The sequence below is a fragment of the Actinocatenispora comari genome (genome assembly GCF_017312725.1).
Classification (GTDB): Bacteria; Actinomycetota; Actinomycetes; order Mycobacteriales; family Micromonosporaceae; genus Actinocatenispora; species Actinocatenispora comari.
In genome coordinates this window covers 85461-105082 of sequence record NZ_BOPO01000151.1, presented here as the reverse complement: position 1 = coordinate 105082, position 19622 = coordinate 85461, and the positions used below count along the sequence as shown (strand labels likewise).

Annotated in this window: 21 protein-coding genes; 9 read left to right on the top strand and 12 right to left on the bottom strand. The window is 69.1% G+C overall.

Features of this window, described 5'->3' with window-relative positions; all coding sequences use genetic code 11:
* Positions 1–16: 16 nt before the first annotated feature.
* From NUM_RS36880 to NUM_RS36855, 6 genes are all read left to right on the top strand, one after another.
* Positions 17–262 carry a hypothetical protein gene (locus NUM_RS36880; RefSeq protein WP_207129573.1) on the top strand — a complete coding sequence of 82 codons (246 nt, stop codon included), beginning with the start codon at positions 17–19 and terminating at the stop codon, positions 260–262.
* Positions 262–1239: an ATP-grasp ribosomal peptide maturase gene (gene tgmB, locus NUM_RS36875; protein ID WP_207129572.1), complete on the top strand. Its 978-nt coding sequence runs from the start codon at positions 262–264 to the stop codon at positions 1237–1239. The genes NUM_RS36880 and tgmB overlap by 1 nt, the downstream gene beginning before the upstream one ends.
* Complete coding sequence (locus tag NUM_RS36870; RefSeq protein ID WP_207129571.1) at positions 1215–2327, top strand: methyltransferase domain-containing protein; 1113 nt, start codon at positions 1215–1217, stop codon at positions 2325–2327. The genes tgmB and NUM_RS36870 overlap by 25 nt, the downstream gene beginning before the upstream one ends.
* Entirely contained in the window at positions 2327–3112 is a 786-nt protein-coding gene (locus NUM_RS36865) for a DddA-like double-stranded DNA deaminase toxin (protein ID WP_207129570.1), read from the top strand. Before NUM_RS36870 ends, NUM_RS36865 begins: the two co-directional genes overlap by 1 nt.
* Positions 3109–3546 carry an Imm1 family immunity protein gene (locus NUM_RS36860; protein ID WP_207129569.1) on the top strand — a complete coding sequence of 146 codons (438 nt, stop codon included), beginning with the start codon at positions 3109–3111 and terminating at the stop codon, positions 3544–3546. Before NUM_RS36865 ends, NUM_RS36860 begins: the two co-directional genes overlap by 4 nt.
* 108 nt (positions 3547–3654) lie before the next feature.
* Positions 3655–3885, top strand: coding sequence for a hypothetical protein (locus tag NUM_RS36855; RefSeq protein ID WP_207129568.1), 231 nt, complete (start codon positions 3655–3657; stop codon positions 3883–3885).
* 351 nt (positions 3886–4236) lie between these two features.
* Here NUM_RS36855 and NUM_RS36850 read toward each other — a convergent pair whose 3' ends face one another.
* The 7 genes from NUM_RS36850 to NUM_RS36820 form a co-directional block, all read right to left on the bottom strand.
* Complete coding sequence (locus NUM_RS36850; RefSeq protein ID WP_207129567.1) at positions 4237–4455, bottom strand: hypothetical protein; 219 nt, start codon at positions 4453–4455, stop codon at positions 4237–4239.
* A 191-nt stretch (positions 4456–4646) separates the two neighbouring features.
* The gene (locus NUM_RS36845) at positions 4647–5066 is read right to left on the bottom strand and encodes a hypothetical protein (RefSeq protein WP_207129566.1); all 420 of its coding nucleotides are present in this window, start codon (positions 5064–5066) and stop codon (positions 4647–4649) included.
* A 568-nt stretch (positions 5067–5634) separates the two neighbouring features.
* Positions 5635–6171 carry a DUF6624 domain-containing protein gene (locus NUM_RS36840; RefSeq protein ID WP_207129565.1) on the bottom strand — a complete coding sequence of 179 codons (537 nt, stop codon included), beginning with the start codon at positions 6169–6171 and terminating at the stop codon, positions 5635–5637.
* Positions 6168–6854, bottom strand: a complete 687-nt coding sequence (locus NUM_RS36835) for a diguanylate cyclase domain-containing protein (RefSeq protein ID WP_207129564.1) — start codon at positions 6852–6854, stop codon at positions 6168–6170. The genes NUM_RS36840 and NUM_RS36835 overlap by 4 nt, the downstream gene beginning before the upstream one ends.
* Positions 6832–7467, bottom strand: coding sequence for a bifunctional DNA primase/polymerase (locus NUM_RS36830; RefSeq protein WP_207129563.1), 636 nt, complete (start codon positions 7465–7467; stop codon positions 6832–6834). Before NUM_RS36830 ends, NUM_RS36835 begins: the two co-directional genes overlap by 23 nt.
* An 80-nt stretch (positions 7468–7547) precedes the next feature.
* On the bottom strand, positions 7548–8414 hold the full coding sequence (locus NUM_RS36825) for a hypothetical protein (RefSeq protein ID WP_207129562.1): 867 nt from the start codon (positions 8412–8414) through the stop codon (positions 7548–7550).
* A gap of 71 nt (positions 8415–8485) precedes the next feature.
* On the bottom strand, positions 8486–8968 hold the full coding sequence (locus tag NUM_RS36820) for a glycine-rich domain-containing protein (RefSeq protein WP_207129561.1): 483 nt from the start codon (positions 8966–8968) through the stop codon (positions 8486–8488).
* Between the two features lie 118 nt (positions 8969–9086).
* Between NUM_RS36820 and NUM_RS36815 the strand changes: the two genes are divergently transcribed.
* Together NUM_RS36815 and NUM_RS36810 are read left to right on the top strand one after the other, a co-directional pair.
* Entirely contained in the window at positions 9087–10571 is a 1485-nt protein-coding gene (locus tag NUM_RS36815) for a peptide deformylase (RefSeq protein ID WP_207129560.1), read from the top strand.
* Positions 10572–10794: 223 nt separating this feature from the next.
* Positions 10795–11604: an alpha/beta fold hydrolase gene (locus NUM_RS36810; protein ID WP_207129559.1), complete on the top strand. Its 810-nt coding sequence runs from the start codon at positions 10795–10797 to the stop codon at positions 11602–11604.
* A gap of 80 nt (positions 11605–11684) precedes the next feature.
* Here NUM_RS36810 and NUM_RS38040 read toward each other — a convergent pair whose 3' ends face one another.
* Positions 11685–11969, bottom strand: coding sequence for a DUF6300 family protein (locus tag NUM_RS38040; protein ID WP_225919086.1), 285 nt, complete (start codon positions 11967–11969; stop codon positions 11685–11687).
* A 5-nt stretch (positions 11970–11974) separates the two neighbouring features.
* Complete coding sequence (gene dnaE, locus NUM_RS36805) at positions 11975–15517, bottom strand: DNA polymerase III subunit alpha (protein ID WP_207129558.1); 3543 nt, start codon at positions 15515–15517, stop codon at positions 11975–11977.
* A 282-nt stretch (positions 15518–15799) separates the two neighbouring features.
* On the opposite strand from dnaE, the gene NUM_RS36800 reads away from it, so the two are divergent.
* A complete protein-coding gene (locus tag NUM_RS36800) occupies positions 15800–16996 on the top strand; it encodes a UDP-N-acetylglucosamine--N-acetylmuramyl-(pentapeptide) pyrophosphoryl-undecaprenol N-acetylglucosamine transferase (RefSeq protein WP_225919085.1) in 1197 nt (398 codons plus the stop codon).
* On the opposite strand, the gene NUM_RS36795 is transcribed toward NUM_RS36800, so the two are convergent.
* Genes NUM_RS36795 through NUM_RS36785 form a run of 3 tightly spaced genes read right to left on the bottom strand, consistent with a single transcriptional unit; the run spans position 16993 to position 19609 of the window.
* Positions 16993–17457, bottom strand: a complete 465-nt coding sequence (locus NUM_RS36795) for an arsenate reductase/protein-tyrosine-phosphatase family protein (RefSeq protein ID WP_207129557.1) — start codon at positions 17455–17457, stop codon at positions 16993–16995. The genes NUM_RS36800 and NUM_RS36795 overlap by 4 nt on opposite strands.
* Positions 17454–18602, bottom strand: a complete 1149-nt coding sequence (locus NUM_RS36790) for a DegT/DnrJ/EryC1/StrS family aminotransferase (RefSeq protein WP_207129556.1) — start codon at positions 18600–18602, stop codon at positions 17454–17456. The genes NUM_RS36795 and NUM_RS36790 overlap by 4 nt, the downstream gene beginning before the upstream one ends.
* Positions 18599–19609, bottom strand: a complete 1011-nt coding sequence (locus NUM_RS36785; RefSeq protein WP_207129555.1) for an ATP-grasp domain-containing protein — start codon at positions 19607–19609, stop codon at positions 18599–18601. Before NUM_RS36785 ends, NUM_RS36790 begins: the two co-directional genes overlap by 4 nt.
* Positions 19610–19622 lie beyond the last annotated feature (13 nt).

The window sequence follows — 19622 nt, the reverse complement described above, 5'->3', positions numbered from 1 at the left end:
CCGTAGGGAGAGCGTCATGACCGATCCGCTGATGCCGGGATTCAGACGGTTCCCGCGCGACCAGTGGCCGCAGCCGGCCAGCGACGAGCAGCCGAGCGCGAAGCGGCCCTACGTGCTGCGCGGTGCGACCGTCGGTGGTGCGGTGCGGGAGGGTAAGCACCGCACCCCGGCCACCCGGAACCCGCACACGGTGCCGACCACCAGCGACGGCAGCGGCCGGCCGGTCACCAAGCCGGACACGACGTACACGCCGGACGACTGATGGCCCTGGTGCTGGTGGTCAGCGCCGCGGACGACTGGTCGGCCACCGCAGTGGCCGACCAGCTCGCTGCCCGTGACGTGCCGTACGCGTGGGCCGACCCGGCCGACTTTCCGCAGCGGCTGGAGCTGTCCGCGACGTTCGACACCCGGTGGCACACCCAGCTGCACACCGACGGCCGGACGGTCGAGCTGGACGAGGTGACGGCCGTGTTCTACCGACGGCCCAACGACTTCCGGATACCCGCAGGCATGTCGGGGCCCGAGGAGCGGTTCGCGCGCAGTCAGGCCCGGGTCGGGCTGGGTGGCATCCTGGCCGCGCTGCACGCTCGGTGGGTCAACCACCCGTCCGCGCTGGCCGACCACGAGTACAAGCCGCGGCAGCTCGCGTTGGCCGCACGCGTCGGCCTGACGGTGCCGCGGACGTTGGTGACCAACCGGGCCGACGACGTGCGCGCGTTCGGCAAGCGGGTCGGGGAGCTGGTGGTCAAGCCGCTGGCCGACCCCATCGTCAACGAGGCCGGCACCTACACCCCGGTCTGGACCCGTCGCGTCGCGGCCGACGAGCTGGACGATTTGGCCGGTGTGGAAACCACCGCGCACCTGTTCCAGGCATGGGTCGACAAGGACTTCGAGGTCCGGCTGATCGCGGCCGGCGACCGGCTGATGCCGGTCGCGATCCGTGCCAGCTCGCAGACGGCCCGCGTCGACTGGCGCAGCGACTACGATGCGCTCAGCTACGAGCCGATCGCGTGCCCGGCGCCGGTCGCGGCATCGGTGCGCCGCTACATGGCCGCGGCCGGGCTGGCCTACGGAGCACTGGATTTCGTGGTGGACCACGCGGGAGTGTGGCACTTCCTGGAAATGAACGCGGCAGGCCAGTGGGGCTGGCTTGCCGATAAGACCGGCATCGACGTGGCCGGCGCCTTGGCCGACGTGTTGACAGGGGGATCCCCGTGGCCGAATGGCAGCACCTGGTAGACCACCTGGCCGACGAGCTGGTCCAGCGCGGGCAGCTCACCGATCCGTTGTGGCAGAACGTGTTCCGGCAGACGCCACGTCACCTGTTCCTACCCGACCGCGACCTGGCCGACGCGTACGCGAACGACGCGGTCGTCACCCAGCAGCGTCCGGCCCCGGTCGCCGGAGGGGAGCCGATGCTGCTGCCCACCTCGTCGGCCAGCGCGCCCAGCGCGGTGGCCGTCATGCTCGACCGGCTGGAGGTTCAGGACGGGGATCGGGTGTTGGAGATCGGCACCGGCACCGGGTACAACACCGCGCTGCTGTGCGGCCGGCTCGGCGACGACCACGTGGTCAGCATCGACCTGGACCCCGATCTGGTGGACACGGCCCGTACCCGGCTGGCCGAGCTGGGGTTCGGGCCGCGGCTGGTGGCCCGGGACGGCACCGACGGCGTGCCCGACGGCGCCCCGTACGACCGGATCCTTGCCACCTGCGCGGTCACCCAGGTGCCACCGGCATGGATCCGGCAGCTTGCACCGAACGGCCGGCTGGTCGCACCCCTGCACGGGGCGGCCGACGCGGCCCTGATGGTGTTCGACAAGACGGCCGATGACGAGGTGACCGGCCGGTTCGACCCGGAGCTGACCTCGTTCATGCCGCTACGGCCGCAGCTGGGCAACCCGCTGGTCGACGGTGGGACGATCGGCTGGGCGGTGCCGCTGATGGCCGCGGACGGCACCACCACCCTCGACCCGGTGGTGATGGTCGACCCTGACCCGGACCTGGCCCTGTTCGTGCATCTGCACATCCCGAGCCTCGCGGTGTTCACCACGGACGTGTCCGACGGCCCCCGCACGATCAGCGTCGGCGACAGCACGGCCGTGGCCGAGGTGAACGTGGACCCCACGTCCCCGGGCGTGTGGACCGTGCACCAGCGCGGCCCGCGACGGCTGTGGGACACCGTCGAACACGCGGTATGGCTCTGGGGACACCTGGGCAAGCCGCGACGCGACCGGTACGGCATCAGCGCGCTGGACCGCACCGACCGGCAGTACATCTGGCTGGACGACCCGTACGGCCCGTACTCCTGGCCTCTGCCCCTCTGATGACCAGCGTCGAGCAGGTCGCTGCCGCAATCCGGGCCGCGCTCGCGGAGCTGGCCGACGCGGACCGGTTGCTCGGGCCCGTAGGTGACCGGTACGAGCACGCGGTCGGACTGCTCGCTGCGGTGACCGATGGCACCGGCAGCGCGGACGCGTCGATCGCGCTGGCCGCGCTCGCGGACGCGCGGCAACGGCTGGACGACGCGCGGGCCGCGATGGCCGCGGCCACCCGCGGGATCGAGCAGTACCTCGGTGACATCGGGGCCGGCACGGGAAGCTCCGGCCAAACCGACTCCGTTCCGGCCGCGCAGTCATCGGTGGGCCAGCTGCCACCCCCAGCGCCGGGGCCGGACGATCCGCTGCCCGGGTACGTGCAGCAGGCCGCGGGCCAGCTTCCCCAGCGGGCAGACGGGGACAAGACCACCGGCCTGGCGTACGACACCGCGGGCCGTCCGTTGAGCACCGGCCCGATCGTCTCCGGCCGGTCCGGCCCCGGCCGCGGCGCCCCGTACCTTCGGCGTGACGATCCCGCGATCCGGTGGCACCTGATGCAGGCCGTGGTCGAGCACGTGGAAGGGCACATGGCCGCGCTGATGCGGCAGCCCGGTGCGCCGCGCGAGGTGGTGTTGGTGATCAACAACGTGCCGTGCCGGGGCCCGCGCGGCTGCCGGACGCTGCTACCCGGGGTGATACCGGCCCGTACCCGATTGACAGTGTTCGTGACTGACCACGGCCAGACTCGGTACTACGCTACGTACGTGGGGCACGGGAGAGGAATCGCGTCATGACGTACACCGTCTCGTGGGGAGCCGACGACGACCACCCCAGCGGGCAGCATGTGGTCGAGGTGGCCACGCCGGGGGACCTGGACGACGCGCTCAACGCACTCGACGCGTCCGGCCAGCTGTTCGTGGTCGACATCTACCGCAGCGACGACGAACACGACATCCCGTTCGGGCTGCAACTGGGCATCGGGCACCCGGAGCGGTCGTTCGTGATCTACCTCGGCGACCAGCCGGCCGCGGGACTGGCCGTCGACCGCAGCCTGCCCGAGTGGCCGGAGGACATCACGTTCGACTACGGCGGCGAGCCCACCGACTACCACCCCAACCAGACACGGGTGACCTCACGGCAGGCCCGTGACGCTGCACGCGAGTACATGCAAACGGGGAAGCGACCCACCCACCTCCACTGGGATACCGGCGACGCGCTCGCGGCATAGCCCACCGGCCGAGCTGGTTCACGACGACCGCCCGGTCGCAGGTGGCTGCGTCCGCGGTATGCCGCACGGGACGCCGCTACGGTCCGCTCCTGAGTGCGCTACGGCGCCATGGCGCGAATGACCCCGGCCGAAGCCACCGCCGTCAACGTGCTCGTCAGCTACATCGCGGGCCTCAACAACGACCCGCCTGCCGAGATCGTGCACGCGTTGGAGACGCTGGCCAACCGCGCTCACAACCGGCTCCAGACCGGCTGGGACGAGCACGCCGTGCGCCGGCAGTGGCCGGACGCCTACCCGCCCGGGGACACGGGCAGCCCGGAGGACAGCGTTCCTCGGTGAGATCCACCTTGCCGGCCGCGGCAACGAACTCACATTCCGGCATCTTCCCTACGGCTCAGCCGGGTCCTCCTGGTTGGCGGCCCGGACCCGCTGCCGCCCGATACAGGTCGTCATCCCGTCGCGGGCTCACACCCCACGGCGGCACCTTCGCTATGCCGGTGCACAGTCCCACACAGCGACCACCTCACCTTCGCCGCACCGGCGGCGTAGTCGTGGCCTACAGCAGCTTGATCCGCTGGTAACCATGAAGCGAGCTGACTCTGTCCAGCGGATCGGACGCCACCCGTTCGGCGACGGGCAAAAGACGCGGGCCTTGAGGGGCGGCGCCCATCGGAGCGTTTCCCGCCGGAGTCAGCCCTGCCTCCGGAGGCGACGTTGCGCCAGCTCCCGGACAGCCTGCCGTTGCCGATTGAGCGACACCTCCGCCAGTTCCTGTCCATCGACCAACGATGCAAGCTGCTCGTCGTCGAGGCCGGAAAATGCCTCACACCGGCTGCACCAACCGAACTTGACGTCCATGGGGTGCAGGGATACCTGGCCGCAGGCGGGACAGGTGTAGGTGGAGGGCATGACTCTGGCTTCCTTCGTTACTTGCGTGCGTGCGATCACACCACGATATCGGCGGATACTGCGACTGCGTCAACGCCATCGGCTCCCTTCCGTCCACCACAACCACGGCCCCATCCTCGGACCCCTCACATAACGGCCCCGACGCTGTGCATGTCCCCGCACGCTCTCAGAACAGTCGGAAGCGATGCGGATCACGATACGGCCGGCGGCCAGATCCGCCAGGTCCACAGTGGATAGTTGACACCGGGCTGCGGCGCAACCGGTCCAGTACTGAGAACAGCCGTAGGATGCCGCGTCGTCCGCTGCGTGCCGCACATTCGGCTGGACGCGCGCCCACTCCGCCGGTGTGCTGCGCGATCAGTTGATGTCCCGTGTGAGACGCTGGACTCATCGTCCGAGGGCGCAACGCCGCTTCGCGTGCGGCGACCACCGTGCGATCCGGCATCGGCCGCCAGCCCGGTGATGATCTCGCGCACGGCGCACTCGGGGAAGTCGTGGATCGGGTTACGTTCGCCGTACCAGGGCACGATCCGCTCGCCGCCGATGCTGAAACCCGTGAGGTTCCATCTTCGCGAACCGCCCAGCTGGTACCCGGAGACGACCGCGGTCACGCACCGATCATCCCGTCCTTTCAGCGCCCCGGCGGCGGGCACCACATCGCCGGCTGCTGCCCGATCTCTGTCCCTACGGCTTGCGCTGAGGGAAGGCCCATCGCCGCGCCGCGGATGGCATCCGTTGTGGCTGTCAAAGCCGCATGCTCGCATCGCAGGCCGGTCGTAGCGATGCACTAGTTGTCCGCTCCAGACCTGTGCTTCCCCAGACCAGCCGCCACCACTGCGGCCAGCGGACGATGCTGAAAAGCGGGGATTCTCGCCTCGCCGGGTTCGACCTGCATGACCCGGCCGTTGGGGAGGTCGACGTTCGGGTGCTGGCGACCTATTCTGTGCGGCAACGGTTCCCGGCCGGCCATGAAGTCACCGTGCTTCGGCTGCCTCGCATCAGCCCGGCCGGCCGGGAAGCCGTCACCATCTCCACAAGCCCGGCCCGGAGCCGCGCCGGGGTGCGCGTCAACGGTGCACTCCCACTGGATATCTGCCCGCATCGCGCGGCGTCTACAGCCGAGTCATCCTCGCGACATCCCCCTTCCGGCCGCTCGCGGTGGCCCCTCGTGGTTACCCGTCAGGATTCATCGCTGGCCGCGGGGTGGGGCAGATTGCGTGCAAGATCGAGATACTGCTGCAGAGGCATTAGGCCGATGGCGCCACGGCGAGCGTCGAGGGTCTCGGGGTCGGCCACCGGCTGCGGCACCAATTCGCCGTCACGGGAGTACAGCTGGGTGCCATAGTGCTGTGGGTGTCCGTCAGCGACTGCGACCCGGTCGGTCAGGTAGGCCAGGTCGATCGCGCTGACATCATCGGCTGCCGCTTGCATCGCGGTCAACGCTTGTCGTTGCAGCGCGAGGTCGTGATCGGAGTGCTGAGCCAGCAGCCACGCACACTGCGCGGCATCAGCGCCCACCATGCTGATGGTCGGCCACCCGTGCTCGTGCATGATCTGCCGCAGCCGCAGCGCATGAGATTGCCTCAGCCACTGTTCGGCGACCAACGACGGATGCCCAGCGGGTAGGTAGCGCCCGTCAGGGCCGATGGTGGCTTGTGCCGCGGCTTGGTCAGCGTCAGCCATGGCGACCAACTCGGCGGCCAAATCGAGGTTCATGACAGCTCTGGCACAGCGTCGAGATTCTGGCTGGAGAGCTGGGCCTGGCTGATGCCGGACCGTCCGGGTTCAGCGAGGTTGATCGGGGTCCGGGCCAGGAACCCGGCGGGCAGGCCGTTATGACGGGCAGCTTTGGCAGTGAACAGGGCACGGTCGATGCTGCCGAGCAGGGTGGCGCACAGCCAGGCGCCGAACGCGTCCGGGTCGAGGATCCCGACGGCGAACGAGACTGTGCAGTCCACCTGCGTGCACAACAGGGCGCGCAGCTGGTCGGCGTGCTCGGCGAAGGTGTCGGCGTCGGGGGTTTCGGCAACCAGGACGATCTCGTCGCCGCCGAAGGTGGACAGGCACCCATCGGTGATCTGGTCGCTGAACCATTCGCGGGCGAGCTGACCTGCGCGTCGCATCAGCTCGTTGCCGGCCTGATGCCCCCAGCTTCCGATCTGATTGGCGTGTTCCACGTACTCGGTGAGCCCGTCGACGTCGCCGATCGCGACGCCCACGCTGCGGCCCGCGGCAAGCGCGGCGGTGACATGACCAGGCAGCCGCTGGTGGAAGTCGGGGAAGCAGACCAGGCCGGTGTTGGGTTCGTCGCGGCAGTCGAAGCACCAGGGGCCGGCGACCGGTGAAGGTCGGCGTTGACGGGCGTAGCGGACGCGGTCAGATACTGATGGCCCCATCATGCACTCTCCGCACCTGCTGGTCGGCCAGCGTCACGGCCTCGGCGACCTCGCCGGCTGGGGGCAGCTGCCGCCAGCGGGTGTCGTAGGGCCAGAACCAGCGATCCTCCCCGGCCGGCCCGCGTGAGGAGGGTGGCGCGGGTACCCAGTTGCCGGCGCCCAGGTACCGGGCTGCGGCCGGTAGTGGCACGGGTGGCCCGGGAGCGACGAACAGCAGCCGCTGCACGACAGGGGTGGCGGTCAGCGCGATGGCGGGGTTGAGCCGCCAGGCAGCCAGGATCTTCTCGGTCTCCGCCGCGACCTGCCCACCGACTTCGATAACGTTGAAGCCAGTCCCGCAGGAGAGCATGATGTTCGGCGGATCCGGCGCCGCCCACACCGCGCGCACGGCGTCCGGGTCGGTCAGGGGCTGGGGGTTCTGGTCGATGGGGTGCGCGGCCGGTGCCGGGCAGTCGCGATCGCCGCAGCTGCACGCGGGGGTCGGGGTGCGGGCGTCGGGATTGATCAGCCACTGCCAGCGACGCGGCCGGCCGATCGCGCAGGCGCCCGGAGCCACCGGCCACCCGATGCGGGCGTAGCCGACGGCTTCGCGGCAGATCCGGGCCGACCAACTCATTGCCGCCACCTCGTCTCGGTGTCATCTGCGTGAAGCCTCCATGCTGTCATCTCGCTCCGGTGGCGAACGGACAATCTGTGTCAGGTAGTCAGCCGGTGATGGGCCCATCGTTGGGCGGCGACGGCCAGCTCGTGTTGGCGGCCGGCGGGGCCGGCGCGCAGTGTCCAGAGCCCGGAGATCGCCACGGCCGCGGCGGTGAGCGATGTACCGGGGGCGTCTGCGTAGACCGCGACCGTGCGGGCCCACTGCTCGGCCTGCCCGACGCTGTGTCCCGCATCGATGAGGCGTACGACCAGCAGCGCGGTGTCGATCCAGGCCGCGGCCCGGGCCGGCCACGCCCAGTCGACCAGCCGGGCCCGCTGCGCGTCGACCAGCCAGTTCTGTGGGGCGGGGTCGGTGTGGGCCAGGGTGTCGCCGTCGACCAGTGCAGGTGCGGCCCGTTCGACCTCGGTCAGCTGCTTCAGATGGTCGCGGGTCCACTCGTCCAGCCATCCCGGCGGCTGGTCGGCCAGCTGTGCCCAGCCGAGCGGGTGCGCCCAGCGTGCGGCCAGCGGCTGCACCGGGTCCAGGGGGCTTGGTGTCAAGCGGTCCGCGGTGTCGGCGAGGGCGCGGGCCAACCGGGACAGGTCGGCGGAGCCGGGTTGCAGCTCGGCGTGCCGGCCGGGGAGGTGTTCGAGGCCGAGCAGCAGCCAGCCGTCGGTGTCGACCTGCCAGCGCAGCGTGGGGCCGGCGCCGGCCGCGGCGGCCCGCGCTTCGGTGTGGTGCATCCGGGCCAGCCGGTGGCCGTCGCGGACGCCCTTGCAGAACACGAGTCCGGAGACGGTGTGCAGGGTGACGGTCAGGTCAGAGCTCGCCCCGTCTGCCACCGCGTGCACCGCGGCAATTGGGCCAGTGTGGGCCTGTACCGCGGCCCGTACCGGGTCGGGCAGCTGCTGCCACGTCACCATCGTTTTCGTGTCCTCCTGGTCGATGTCCCGGGCCGCGGGCGCCCGGAGCCCGGGACGTGGGTGGGTGTTGGCTACCGGGGCGAGTTGTAGCAGCCGGCGTGACACTGGTGGCACTTGCCGCCGCCACCACCGTTGCAGCGGGCCGCGACCGGGGCCCACAGCTCGACGTCCACCCGGTGCCCGGTGGCAGTCAGCGCGGCGATGGCCTCGCGCAGCACCTGGTGGCCGGCCTGGTCGTCGCCCGGGGTGTCGGCGTCGGTCTCGTCGTCGGGCACGTGGTGCAGGAACCGGCCCGCGACACGCTCACAGAACTGCGCGTACGGCTCGGTGTACAGGATGAACGTGTGCCAGCCGATGTCGACCAACAGGCTCGGGGACAGCGGCCGGTCGGTGATTGCGCACGCGCGCAGGAACGCCAGCGCCTCGGTCATGATCCGCTCGGCCATCGGCCGGTCCAGCCCGTGGTCGGTGACGATGCGACGGACCAGGCGGTCGAACAGCGGGGAGGGCACCAGCTCGCGTGCGGGAGTTGTCTCGTGGACTGCGGTGGTCATCGGGTACCTCCGGTACGGGTGGGTCGTGGTTGTACCGGTAGGACACCGCGTGTACCGGGGGTGACGGTACCGTGGCCACCTACTCACTCCTCTCTCACTCCCGAAAGGCACTCGCCAGATGCCAGCACAGGACGGGTTCGTGGCCGAGCTTCGCCGCCGCCGGGACGTGGCCAGCCTTTCGCAGGTCGCGCTGGGCGCATTGATGGGCTACGGCCGCTCGTACGTGTCCAAAGTGGAGACCGGCGGGGAGGTGCCGTCGCAGGAGTTCGCGGTCAAGGCCGACCAGGCGCTGCACGCCGATGGTGCGCTGCTGGCGGCGTGGCAGGAGCAGTTCGCGGACCGCCGCGGCGGGTCCGTTCACGCCGGCGACGGCGGAAACCCGGACGTCGGGGCGGCCGGGCTGCTGGTGCTCGACGACGACGCCGAGCTGATCTACCAGCCGGAGCCGGGACGCTACCGGGCCACGATGCGCCGCCGAATCCGCAACGTCGGGACCAAACCGATCACCCGGTACCTGATCCGGATCTCCGTCGACCGCTACCCCGGCGACGCGCAACGCTCCAACTTGCTCTACCGGGAAGATCCGCTGCGCTGGGAGGACATCGACCTGCACGCCTGGCATGGCGAGCACCGTGGCCAGCCGATGCGCTGGCACGTCAAGGTCGACCGCGACGCGGTCAAAGAGGTCTGGCTGGAACTGGCCGCCGACGACGGCAGCCGGTTCCCGCTCTACCCCGGACAGGAAACCGTCATCGAGTACACGTACACGGTGCCGCAACGGCAATGGGGACACTGGTTCCAACGCGCGGTGCGGCTGCCCACCCGCCGGCTGTCGGTGCAGCTGGTGTTCCCGGCCGCGCTGCGCCCGACTGTGTGGGGGTTGCACACCTCAATGGCGGCGGAATCGTCCCCGCTGCCGACCCCGATCGCCGAGACGGTCGATGGCGAGGCTGCCGTGTACCGGTGGTCGACCACTGACCCGCCGCTGCACGCCCGGTACCGGCTGGAGTGGACGATCCCCGACCACGGCGAAGACCCCGGCCGCCGGCCGAGTGAGCGGATGGCCGCGCTTGGGGTGTTGCAGCAGGGACACCGGCTGCTGACCCAGCCAGCCCGCCGGTTCGACCTACCGGCCGAGGCCGACGACGCCCGCCGGCTGATCGCCGAGCTGCGATCGGTGATGGCCCGAGTCGGTGCTGTCCACCAATTCGCCAAGGGCATGGGCATCGCCGCCCCACAGATCGGAGTCGGCCGCGCCGCCGCGGTCGTACGCACCGCAGCCGGCGACGAGATCACCCTGCTCAACCCCACCATCATCGAGGAAAGCGAACACACCGACACCCAGTACGAAGGCTGCCTGAGCTTCTTCGACGTACGCGGCCAAGTTCCTCGACCCCTGAGCATCCAGGTCGAACACACCGACATCGACGGCCGCCGGCACATCACCCAGTACGAGCACGGAGTGGCCCGCCTGGTCGCACACGAAATCGACCACCTACACGGCCACCTCTACCTCGATCGGATGCCGCCAGGCACCTCACCCATCCCCGTCGAGCAATACCACGGCACCGGCCAGGCATGGAGCTACCAGCCGCGGCCCTGACGCTGCCGTCGTGCTCCGGTCGATGGACTTACTGGGACGCGAACTGGTACGTGAAGCCCTTCCTCGCCTGCCCCACATCCAGGCCAGCCAGCCGGTAGTCCGCGTCGGCGCGACGCGCTGGGCCAGCTCTGCCCTAACTTGCGCGTTCATGGCCCCTGTCGGCCTCAGCAAGGAGCGCATACCGTGAGTCCGACCTTCGACGCGAGTGCGCCATCCTGGTGCGATGACGACAGCACACGCCCGAGCCGGCGCCCACCGGCCGACCGGCCTGGTCGATTTCCGCTACCTCGACGATGGAGTCACCACCGCCGGCCAGTTCCGCGCGGGCACCGCTCCAACAGTGGTGGTGGTGCCAGCCATGGGGCAAACCTCGGTCGACTGGGGCGACGCGCTGCCCTCGACCCGCGCGGCCATCTGGTCGTTCAACCGGCCAAGTTGTGGCGGAGCGGACCCGCGCCGACATCACGAGCCCATGCCATACAGCGCATTCGCCGCAGAACTTGACGCCACTCTCGAAGCATCACCAGCAGTCGGCCCATACGTGCTGGTAGGACACTCGCTCGGCGGGCTGATCGCGTTGGCATACACGCAGCGCCGACCCGGCATGGTCGCGGGGATCGTGCTGGTGGACCCGAGCTTTCCGCACATGGATCTCGGTGGGCGAGGGACAGAACCGAAGATCGACGGCGACGATCGCACCGGCAACCCGATCGACGTCGACACCGACGCTGGCCTGGTTGCCACGGCCGTGGTCCCCGGCGTCCCGGCGGTCGTGCTTTCGCGAGCGCCTGGCTGGCCGGACTACATCTCCGCTGACGAGGACAACCGGTGGCACGCCTGGCACTCTGACCTCGCAACACGCTGGGGCGCGCCGCGGCTGGTCGCAGAAACCGCCGGGCACCAAATGCAGCATGATGCGCCGTCGCTTGTTGGGTACGCGATCTCCCAGGTTGTGCAATGCGTGCGAGACGGCCAGAGGTCGGTTGAGGTGACGATCGAAGACGTCGCCGCGCTGGAAGCGACGATTAGGTAACCGTCACCCATCCACCGCGCCGGGCAGCCACATTGTCTCGTTTCACTGGCGGTCACTCATTCTCCGGGCACGGCGGACTCTTACTCCATAGGTCGGAGGTTCGAGTCTTGCGTGATCCACTGGTCGATTAGGGCGCCGAATTCGTCAGCGTTGTCAACGGTTAGCGTGGAGTGCAGCGCGAAGAAGGCGCGCAGGCCATCGGAGTGAGGGTCGTGGTCATGGCACAGCGGGCACAACACCAGCACCCGCCGCGCGGCGCCTCCTGGCCAGTCGGGGTCGGGTACTTCGATGCGTAGCAGGGCCGGGCTGCTGCAGCGGTGGCAGCGGCCCGGGCTGCGGGTGTCGATCTCGACCGGTCGACCCATGCGTTCTACTCCAGGCAGCCCGCGCCGAGCAGGCTTTTCAGCTCGGAGACCAGGCCCGGCCCGGGGGTCACGCGGAGAGCGTCGTCGAGGGCGAGGAGGTGGTTGCGTTCGCGGCCGACGAGCTTGATGCGGACGGCGGTCTCGCCGCGGTTGTTGAGCAGGGTGCGTTTGAGCTCGCCGACAAGGTCGGTGTCGACCTTCTCGGCCGGGATGGCGACGGTGACGGCGGTTTCGGCGGCGAGGTCGGCGTCGGTGATCTCCAAGGTGCGCATGTCCATCGCCACGACGCTGATCTCTTGGTCGCGGCGGTTGACCCGACCTTTGACCGCGATGGTCAGGTCGGGGGCAAGGTATTGGCCGACCAGTTCGTAGGTTTTGGGGAAGAACAGCACCTCGACCGCGGCGTCGAGATCTTCCACGGTGGCCTTGGCCCAGGCGTTGCCCTGCTTGGTGACCCTTCGCTCCAGGCTGGTGATGATCCCTGCGATGGTGACCTGCTGCCCGTCAGGGGTGTCCTCGCTGCCGACGATGTCGGCGATGCGGTTCTCGGAGTTCTTGCGCAGCACCCGTTCGGCGCCGTCCAGCGGGTGCCCGGACACGTACAGGCCGAGCATCTCGCGTTCGAACTCCAGAACTGTCTTGCGGGGCCATTCGTCGCCGGTCAGGTCGATGTCCATCCCGACGACCTTGTCGCTGGCCGCGTCGGGCATCGCGCCGAACAGGTCGAACTGGCCGTTGGCCTCGCTGCGCTTGACGCCGGTCATGGCTTCGACCACGGTCTCGTGTTCCTGGATGATCGGCCGCCGTGAGTGACCAAGAGAGTCGAACGCCCCGGCCTTGGCCAGCGATTCGATGACCCGCTTGTTGCAGACCGGTAGTTCGATCTTGGACATGAAGTCGGTGAACGAGCTGTAGGCGCCCTTCTCCGTGCGGGTCTTGATGATCGACGCGACGACGTTGGCGCCGACGTTGCGGATCGCCCCGAGCCCGAAGCGGATGTCGTCGCCGACGGCGGTGAAGTAGTTGTCGGAGTCGTTGACATCCGGCAGCAGCACCCGGATGCCCATCTTGCGGCACTCGGCCAGGTAGATGGCCATCTTGTCTTTCGAGTCCCCGACGGAGGTCAGCAGGGCGGCCATGTACTCGGCGGGGTAGTTGGCCTTCAGGTAGGCGGTCCAGTACGACACCATCGCGTAGCCAGCGGCATGCGACTTGTTGAACGCGTACCCGGCGAAGGGAAGGATCGTGTCCCACAGCGTCTGGATCGACTCGTCGGAGAACCCGTTGCCGAGCATCCCCTTGTGGAAGGCGGTGAACTGCTCCTCCAGCACCTCCTTCTTCTTCTTGCCCATCGCCTTACGCAGGATGTCCGCGCCGCCCATGGTGAACCCGGCCAGCTTGCGGGCGATCAGCATGATCTGTTCCTGGTAGACGATCAGGCCGTGGGTCTCGGCCAGGATCTCCTCCAGGTCCGCCTCGAGCTCGGGGTGGATCGGGGTCTTGTCCTGCTTGCCGTTCTTACGGTCGGCATAGTTGAGGTGCGCGTTGACCGCCATCGGACCGGGCCGGTACAGGGCGATCGCGGCGGTGGCGTCGGCGAACCCGGTCGGGCCCATCCGCTGCAGCAGCGCCCGCATCCCGCCGCCGTCGAGCTGGAACACCCCGAGCGTGTCACCCCGGGCCATCAACGCATACGCGTTCGCATCGTCCAGGCTGAGGGTGTCGAGGTCGATGTCGACGCCGCGGTTGGTGTGGATGTTCGCGATCGCATCACCGATGACCGTCAGGTTCCGCAGGCCGAGGAAGTCCATCTTCAACAGACCCATCGACTCACACGACGGGTAGTCGAAACCGGTGATGATCGACCCGTCCTGCGGACGCGCCCAGATCGGCACGGAGTCGATCACCGGCTCAGACGACATGATCACCGCACAGGCATGCACGCCAGGCTGGCGGATCAGGCCCTCCAGCCCGCGGGCGGTCTCGAAGATCTTCGCGACCTGCGGGTCGGTCTCGATCAGCGTGCGGACCTCGACCGCCTCGGCATACCGCTCATGCTTCGGGTCCACGATCCCCGCCAGGGGGATGTCTTTCGCCGCGACCGGCGGCGGCAACGCCTTGGAGATCTTGTCCGCGATCGAGAAGCCGGGCTGGCCGAGATGGATACGGGCCGAGTCCTTGAGCGCGGCCTTGGTTTTGATCGTGCCGAACGTGATCACCTGCGCGATCTTGTCCGCGCCGTACTTGTTGACCGAGTACTCGATCATCTCCCCGCGCCGGCGATCGTCGAAGTCCAGATCGATATCCGGCATCGAGATCCGCTCCGGGTTGAGGAACCGCTCGAACAGCAACCCCAACGGGATCGGGTCCAGCGCCGTGATGCCCAACGCGTACGCGACCAGCGACCCCACGGCCGAGCCGCGGCCGGGGCCGACCCCGATGCCGACCTTGCGGGCGTGGTTGATCAGGTCGGCGACCACGAGGAAGTAGCCGGGGAAGCCCATGTTGTCGATGACCGACAGTTCGAAGTCAGCGCGTTCCTGCCGGTCGGCCGGCACCCCGTTCGGGTAGCGCCACTTCAGACCCTCATACACCTCGTGCTTCAACCAGCTCGACGCGTCGTGACTCTCCGGCACCTCGAACACGGGCATCCGGTCGTGGTGATCGAACACCTCGGCGTAGGAGCCGACCCGCTCGGCGATCCACAAGGTCGTGTCACACGCCCCGGGCAGCTGCGAGTCCCACAGCTGCCGCATCTCGGCGGGGGACTTGATGTAGTAGCCGCCGCCCTCCAACCGGAACCGGTTCGGATCATCCAGGGTCGAGTTGGACTGCACACACAACAGCGCCTCATGCGCCGTCGCGTCCTCCGGCGCCACGTAGTGCGAGTCGTTGGTGACCACCGGCCGCAGGCTCAACCTCTTACCGATATCGAGCAGCCCTTCCCGGACCCGCTTCTCGATGTCCAGGCCGTGATCCATCAACTCCAGAAAGAAGTTGTCCTTGCCGAAGATGTCCTGGTACCGGGCCGCCGCCGCCAGCGCCTCATCGGGCTGCCCGAGCCGCAGCCGGGTCTGGACCTCCCCCGACGGGCAGCCGGTCGTGGCGAGGATCCCCTCGGTGCGGCCCGACAGCAGTTCGGTGTCCATCCGCGGCTTGTAGTAGTAGCCCTCGATCGAGGCCCGGCTCGACAGCGTGAACAGGTTCCGCAACCCGGTCGCGTTCTCCGCCCACATCGTCATGTGCGTGTACGCGCCGCCACCCGACACATCATCGCCACGCTGATCCGGCCGACCCCACCGCACCGGCTGCTTGTACGAGCGGTCCCCCGGCGCCAGATACGCCTCGATCCCCAAGATCGGCTTCACGCCGGCCTTGGTCGCCTCCTGATAGAACGCGTACCCGCCGAACATGTTCCCGTGATCGGTCATCGCGATCGCATCCATACCGTGCCGCTGCACCTCCGCCAACAACGGCTTCAACCGCGCCGCTCCGTCCAGCATCGAGTACTCGGTATGCACGTGCAGATGCGTGAACGAGTCGGTCACGGTGCGGGTCTCCCTCGACTGTTGGCGGGTGTGGTTGCTTCACGCTAGCCCGCCCATCGGGTAGCCGGTGAGTGCCATGCCGGCGTCTCGGGCCCCGCCACTCCATCGAGCGCTGTTCGCATGTTTGGGCAGGTCAGGAAGGCATGGTTGCTCTCGGCGGCGGCAGGGGTTGTCAGGTCATGAGGTCGGGCGGCTGGTCCACGAGCTCATGCACGGACAGTTACGATGGTGTTCTGACAGGCTCGATGACAGGCGGTGTGTGCCCGCTGCTAGCTTGCCTGGATGAGCAGCGCAGCGGTCGATATGGACGGGTCGGTCACGCCTCTGCGGTTGGCGGTTGGCGGCGGCGGTACCGGAGGGCATACGTATCCGGCCTTGACCACGATCCGTGCGTTGCAGGCGCGTCTTGCCGCGGTGGGGCGTGGGCTGGAGGTGCTGTGGGTCGGCACGGCCGACAGCCTGGAGGCTCGGGTCGCTGCCAGCGAGGGGATCCAGTTCGAGGCGGTGTCGACGGGCAAGGTGCGCCGGTCGAGCAATCCGTTGAAGATGTTGTCACCCACCAACGTGGCCGATATGGGGCGCGCTTCTCGCGGGGTGATGCAGGCTCGTGGCATCCTCACCCGTTTCGCTGCGGATGTGGTGCTCACGACCGGCGGGTTCGTGGCGATCCCCGTCGGGATGGCGGCTCGTTTGTGTCATCGGCCGCTAGTGGCGCATGAGCAGACCGTGCGGCTGGGTCTGGCGAACAAGGTGCTGGTGCGGGCGGGCGGCGCACGGATGGCGGTGTCCTCTCCGGCAACGCTGGACCTGCTGCCCGACGAGGTTCGCCGCGCGTCGGTGGTGACCGGTAACCCGGTGCGGCCAGAGATCTTGTCCGGGCGGCCGGAGAAGGCAATCGAAACGTTGTCCTTGGCTGCCTATGATCGGAGCCTGCCGACGGTATACGTCACCGGCGGCGCGCAGGGCGCGGTGCAGATCAACACGTTGGTCGGTGAGCTTCTGCCGTGGCTTCTGGGACGGGCGAACGTCATCCACCAGTGCGGCCCCGCCAACCTTGACGCACTCCGCGACGCGGGCATCGGGCAGCACGCCGGCCCGGGTCAGTACGTGCTGGTCGGCTATATGGGCGCGGAGTTGCCGGATGTGCTGGCGTTGGCTGATGTGGTGGTCTCGCGCAGCGGCGCGGGCACGATCGCGGAGCTGACCGCCTTGGGGAAGGCGTCGGTGCTGGTGCCCTATGCCTCGGCGGCAGGCGCTGAGCAGGCGCACAATGCCCGGTACCTGAGCGAGCAGGGCGCCGCGGTGGCGCTGCTGGACGCCGAGGTGACCCCGCGGGGTCTCCAGGCGGCGCTGGCGCCGTTGCTCGACGATGCCGGTCGCCGCGACGCGCTGGCGACGAAGGCGCGGCAGCACGGTCAGCCAGACGCCGCGGACCGGCTGGTGGAGGTGGTCCTCGACGCTGCCCGGGCCAGCCGCTAGCCGAAGTTGGGTGCCGGGTCCAGATGCCTGGCCGCTCCGGCGACAATTAGCTCGGCGCACGCTTCGAACGCGGCCTCGGGCTGTCCCCACGGGTCAGGGACATCGTGCCCGCCAAGGTAGAGATCCAGTCGGCCGGCGCCGGAGGAACGTATCTGGTGGAGTGCCGTTAGCACCGTCCGGTCCATGGCGAGGATCAGGTCGGCCCAGTCGAGCAGCGACGTGCTGACCTGCACGCCCCGGTGGCTGCGGAGGTCGTAGCCGTGCCGGGCCGCGGCGGCGATCATGGCCGGGTGGGCGGTCCGGCCAACATGCTTGCTGGCGAGACCAGCGGAGCGCGCCGGGCAGCCGGCGCTTTCCAGAACGGCTGCGGCCAGCGGGGATCGGCAGTGGTTGCCGAGGCACACCACCAGCACCCGTCGACTCCGGACGGCGCTGTCTGGAAGTTGCGGCGGCCGGGTCATCGTGTGCTCCCCTCGCTGTCGAGCGCGCCGCGCAGCTGGCACACCACGTGCTCGACGTCGAGGGCGGTCATCGCCGGGTGGAAGGGGAGGCTCAAGATCTCCCGACCAACCCGTTCGGTCACGGGGAGCGGTCGATGCCAGCGTCGAAATGCCGGTTGCAGATGGTTGGGCGGGTAGTGCACACCCACTCCGATGCCGTTGTCACGCATGCGGGTGTGGAGGCGATCGCGCGCGCCGCGGTGAACGCGCACGACGCAGTTGAATGGCACGGAATTCTCGACGTCGACGTCGATTAGTTTCACGCCGTCGAGTCCGTGGAGCTGATCGCGGTAGGTACGCCAGAGCTCCCGGCGGTGCGCAGCACTTCGCGCGAAGCGTTCCAACTGCGAGCAACCGACGGCCGCGTGCACGGCCGACATCGTGGCGCGCAGTCCTGCGCTGTCGACGGTGTAGGTGGTGGTCGCGATGCGGTGGGCCTGCGAAGCGGCGATACCCAGCGCCCGTAGCCGCCGGGCCGCGGCGGCCTCGCTGGGGGTGCGCGGCACGATCGCGCCGCCCTCGATACAGGTCAGGTTCTTGATCGGGCCGAAGCTGAAGCAGGTCAGCAACCCGGCGGTTCCCACCAACCTGGTGCCTACTGACGATCCGAACGCGTGGGCGGCGTCTTCGACCACACTGATACCGCGAGCATCAAGTAGCTGGTGGATCGCGGCCAGATCGACCGCCCGGCCCCCGTACAGTACTGGCATGACCGCTCTGGTGCGTGTCGTGAGCGCCTCGACCACGGTCTCGGCGGTGACGCACAGGGTGGTCGGGTCGACCTCGATGAAGCGGGGGCGGGCGCCGCCGGCCAGGATCGCGTGGATGCTGGCGCAGTAGGTCATCGACGGCACGATCACCTCGTCGCCGCGGTGGATGCCGGCCACGGTCAGCGCGATCTGCAGTGCCGCGGTGCCGGACGACACGGCCACGACATCATCAACGCCGAGGTGGGCGGCGACGGACCGCTCGAACTGGTCGGTCGCGGCGCCGTGGCCGAACTGTCCCGCCCGCAGCGCAGCACTCGCCGCAGCGTAATCAGACTCGGTCAGATCCGGGCGCGCGTTGACCGATGCCGGCTCCGACAGTGTGTGGGGCTTACTCATTGGACCCCTCCTCCCGGTCGCGCGGTACGGATGTTGCGCATGTCGAGGTGCGCGGGCTCGGACGTGCGGCAGGTCAGCGTCTCGACGTACTTGGTCAGCCGGACGCCCGGCTGGTAGGTCAACCGGCCGTGGTCCACGGGGCGGCCCAGGTGCGCGTTGAGCGTTTGCCCGACCAGGTCGGCGCCGGCCGCTTCGGCCAGGGGGAAGCCGCCGGCCACACGGGCGTTGGCTTCGGTGATGACCACGCGCGGCTGGCTGGTGTCTGAAGGACAGCAGAACCCCTGCACGCAACATGCGCCGACGATCCCGGTTGCTGCCAGCGCTTCGATCACCCGGGCCTCGACCTCCCGGTCGTCGAACGTCTCTGAGACCATCGACAGGCCACCTTTGACCAGCAGCCGGCGCCGAAGGATCACCGAGGCCCGGTGGTCGTGGTCAACCAGACAGTCGGCGGTGAACTCCCATCCGACCAGCCGTGGTTGGACGATCGGTCGATCCACCAGCTCGCACAGCATCTGCGCCTGTCTGCGGGTCGTGCACCGATACACGTCTTTGCCGCCTTGCCCGAATCGGGGCTTGACTACCAACGGCCCCGGCGGAACCTTGTCGAGATGCTCAGGCAGGAATGTCGCCGGGCTCGGCACACCGGCGTGGGCCAGTACACGCGCGAACACAGCCTTGTCGATGCACGCCTCGACTGCGGCGGGGCTTGGAAGCCAGGTCTGGACACCGCGATCGGCAAGTGGGGCACGCATCGCGATCAGCGCGTTCAGCTCCTGTTCCACCGTGGACATCAGCACGTCGGGCCGCAGCGAATCGCAAATGGCCAGCATCGACTGCGGATAGCCAGAGTCGTGTGCCCGGGCCGCTACCCGCGCGCTCACCCCGGGGAGATGGAGGCCGGCGGCGAGAGGGTCCGCATCCACGGCGATCACGTGACAGCCCAGCCGGGCGAGGCTACGCGCCAGATCAAAGCCGGGCGCCCCGCCCACACCGGTGACCAGCACACGCGGTGCGCGA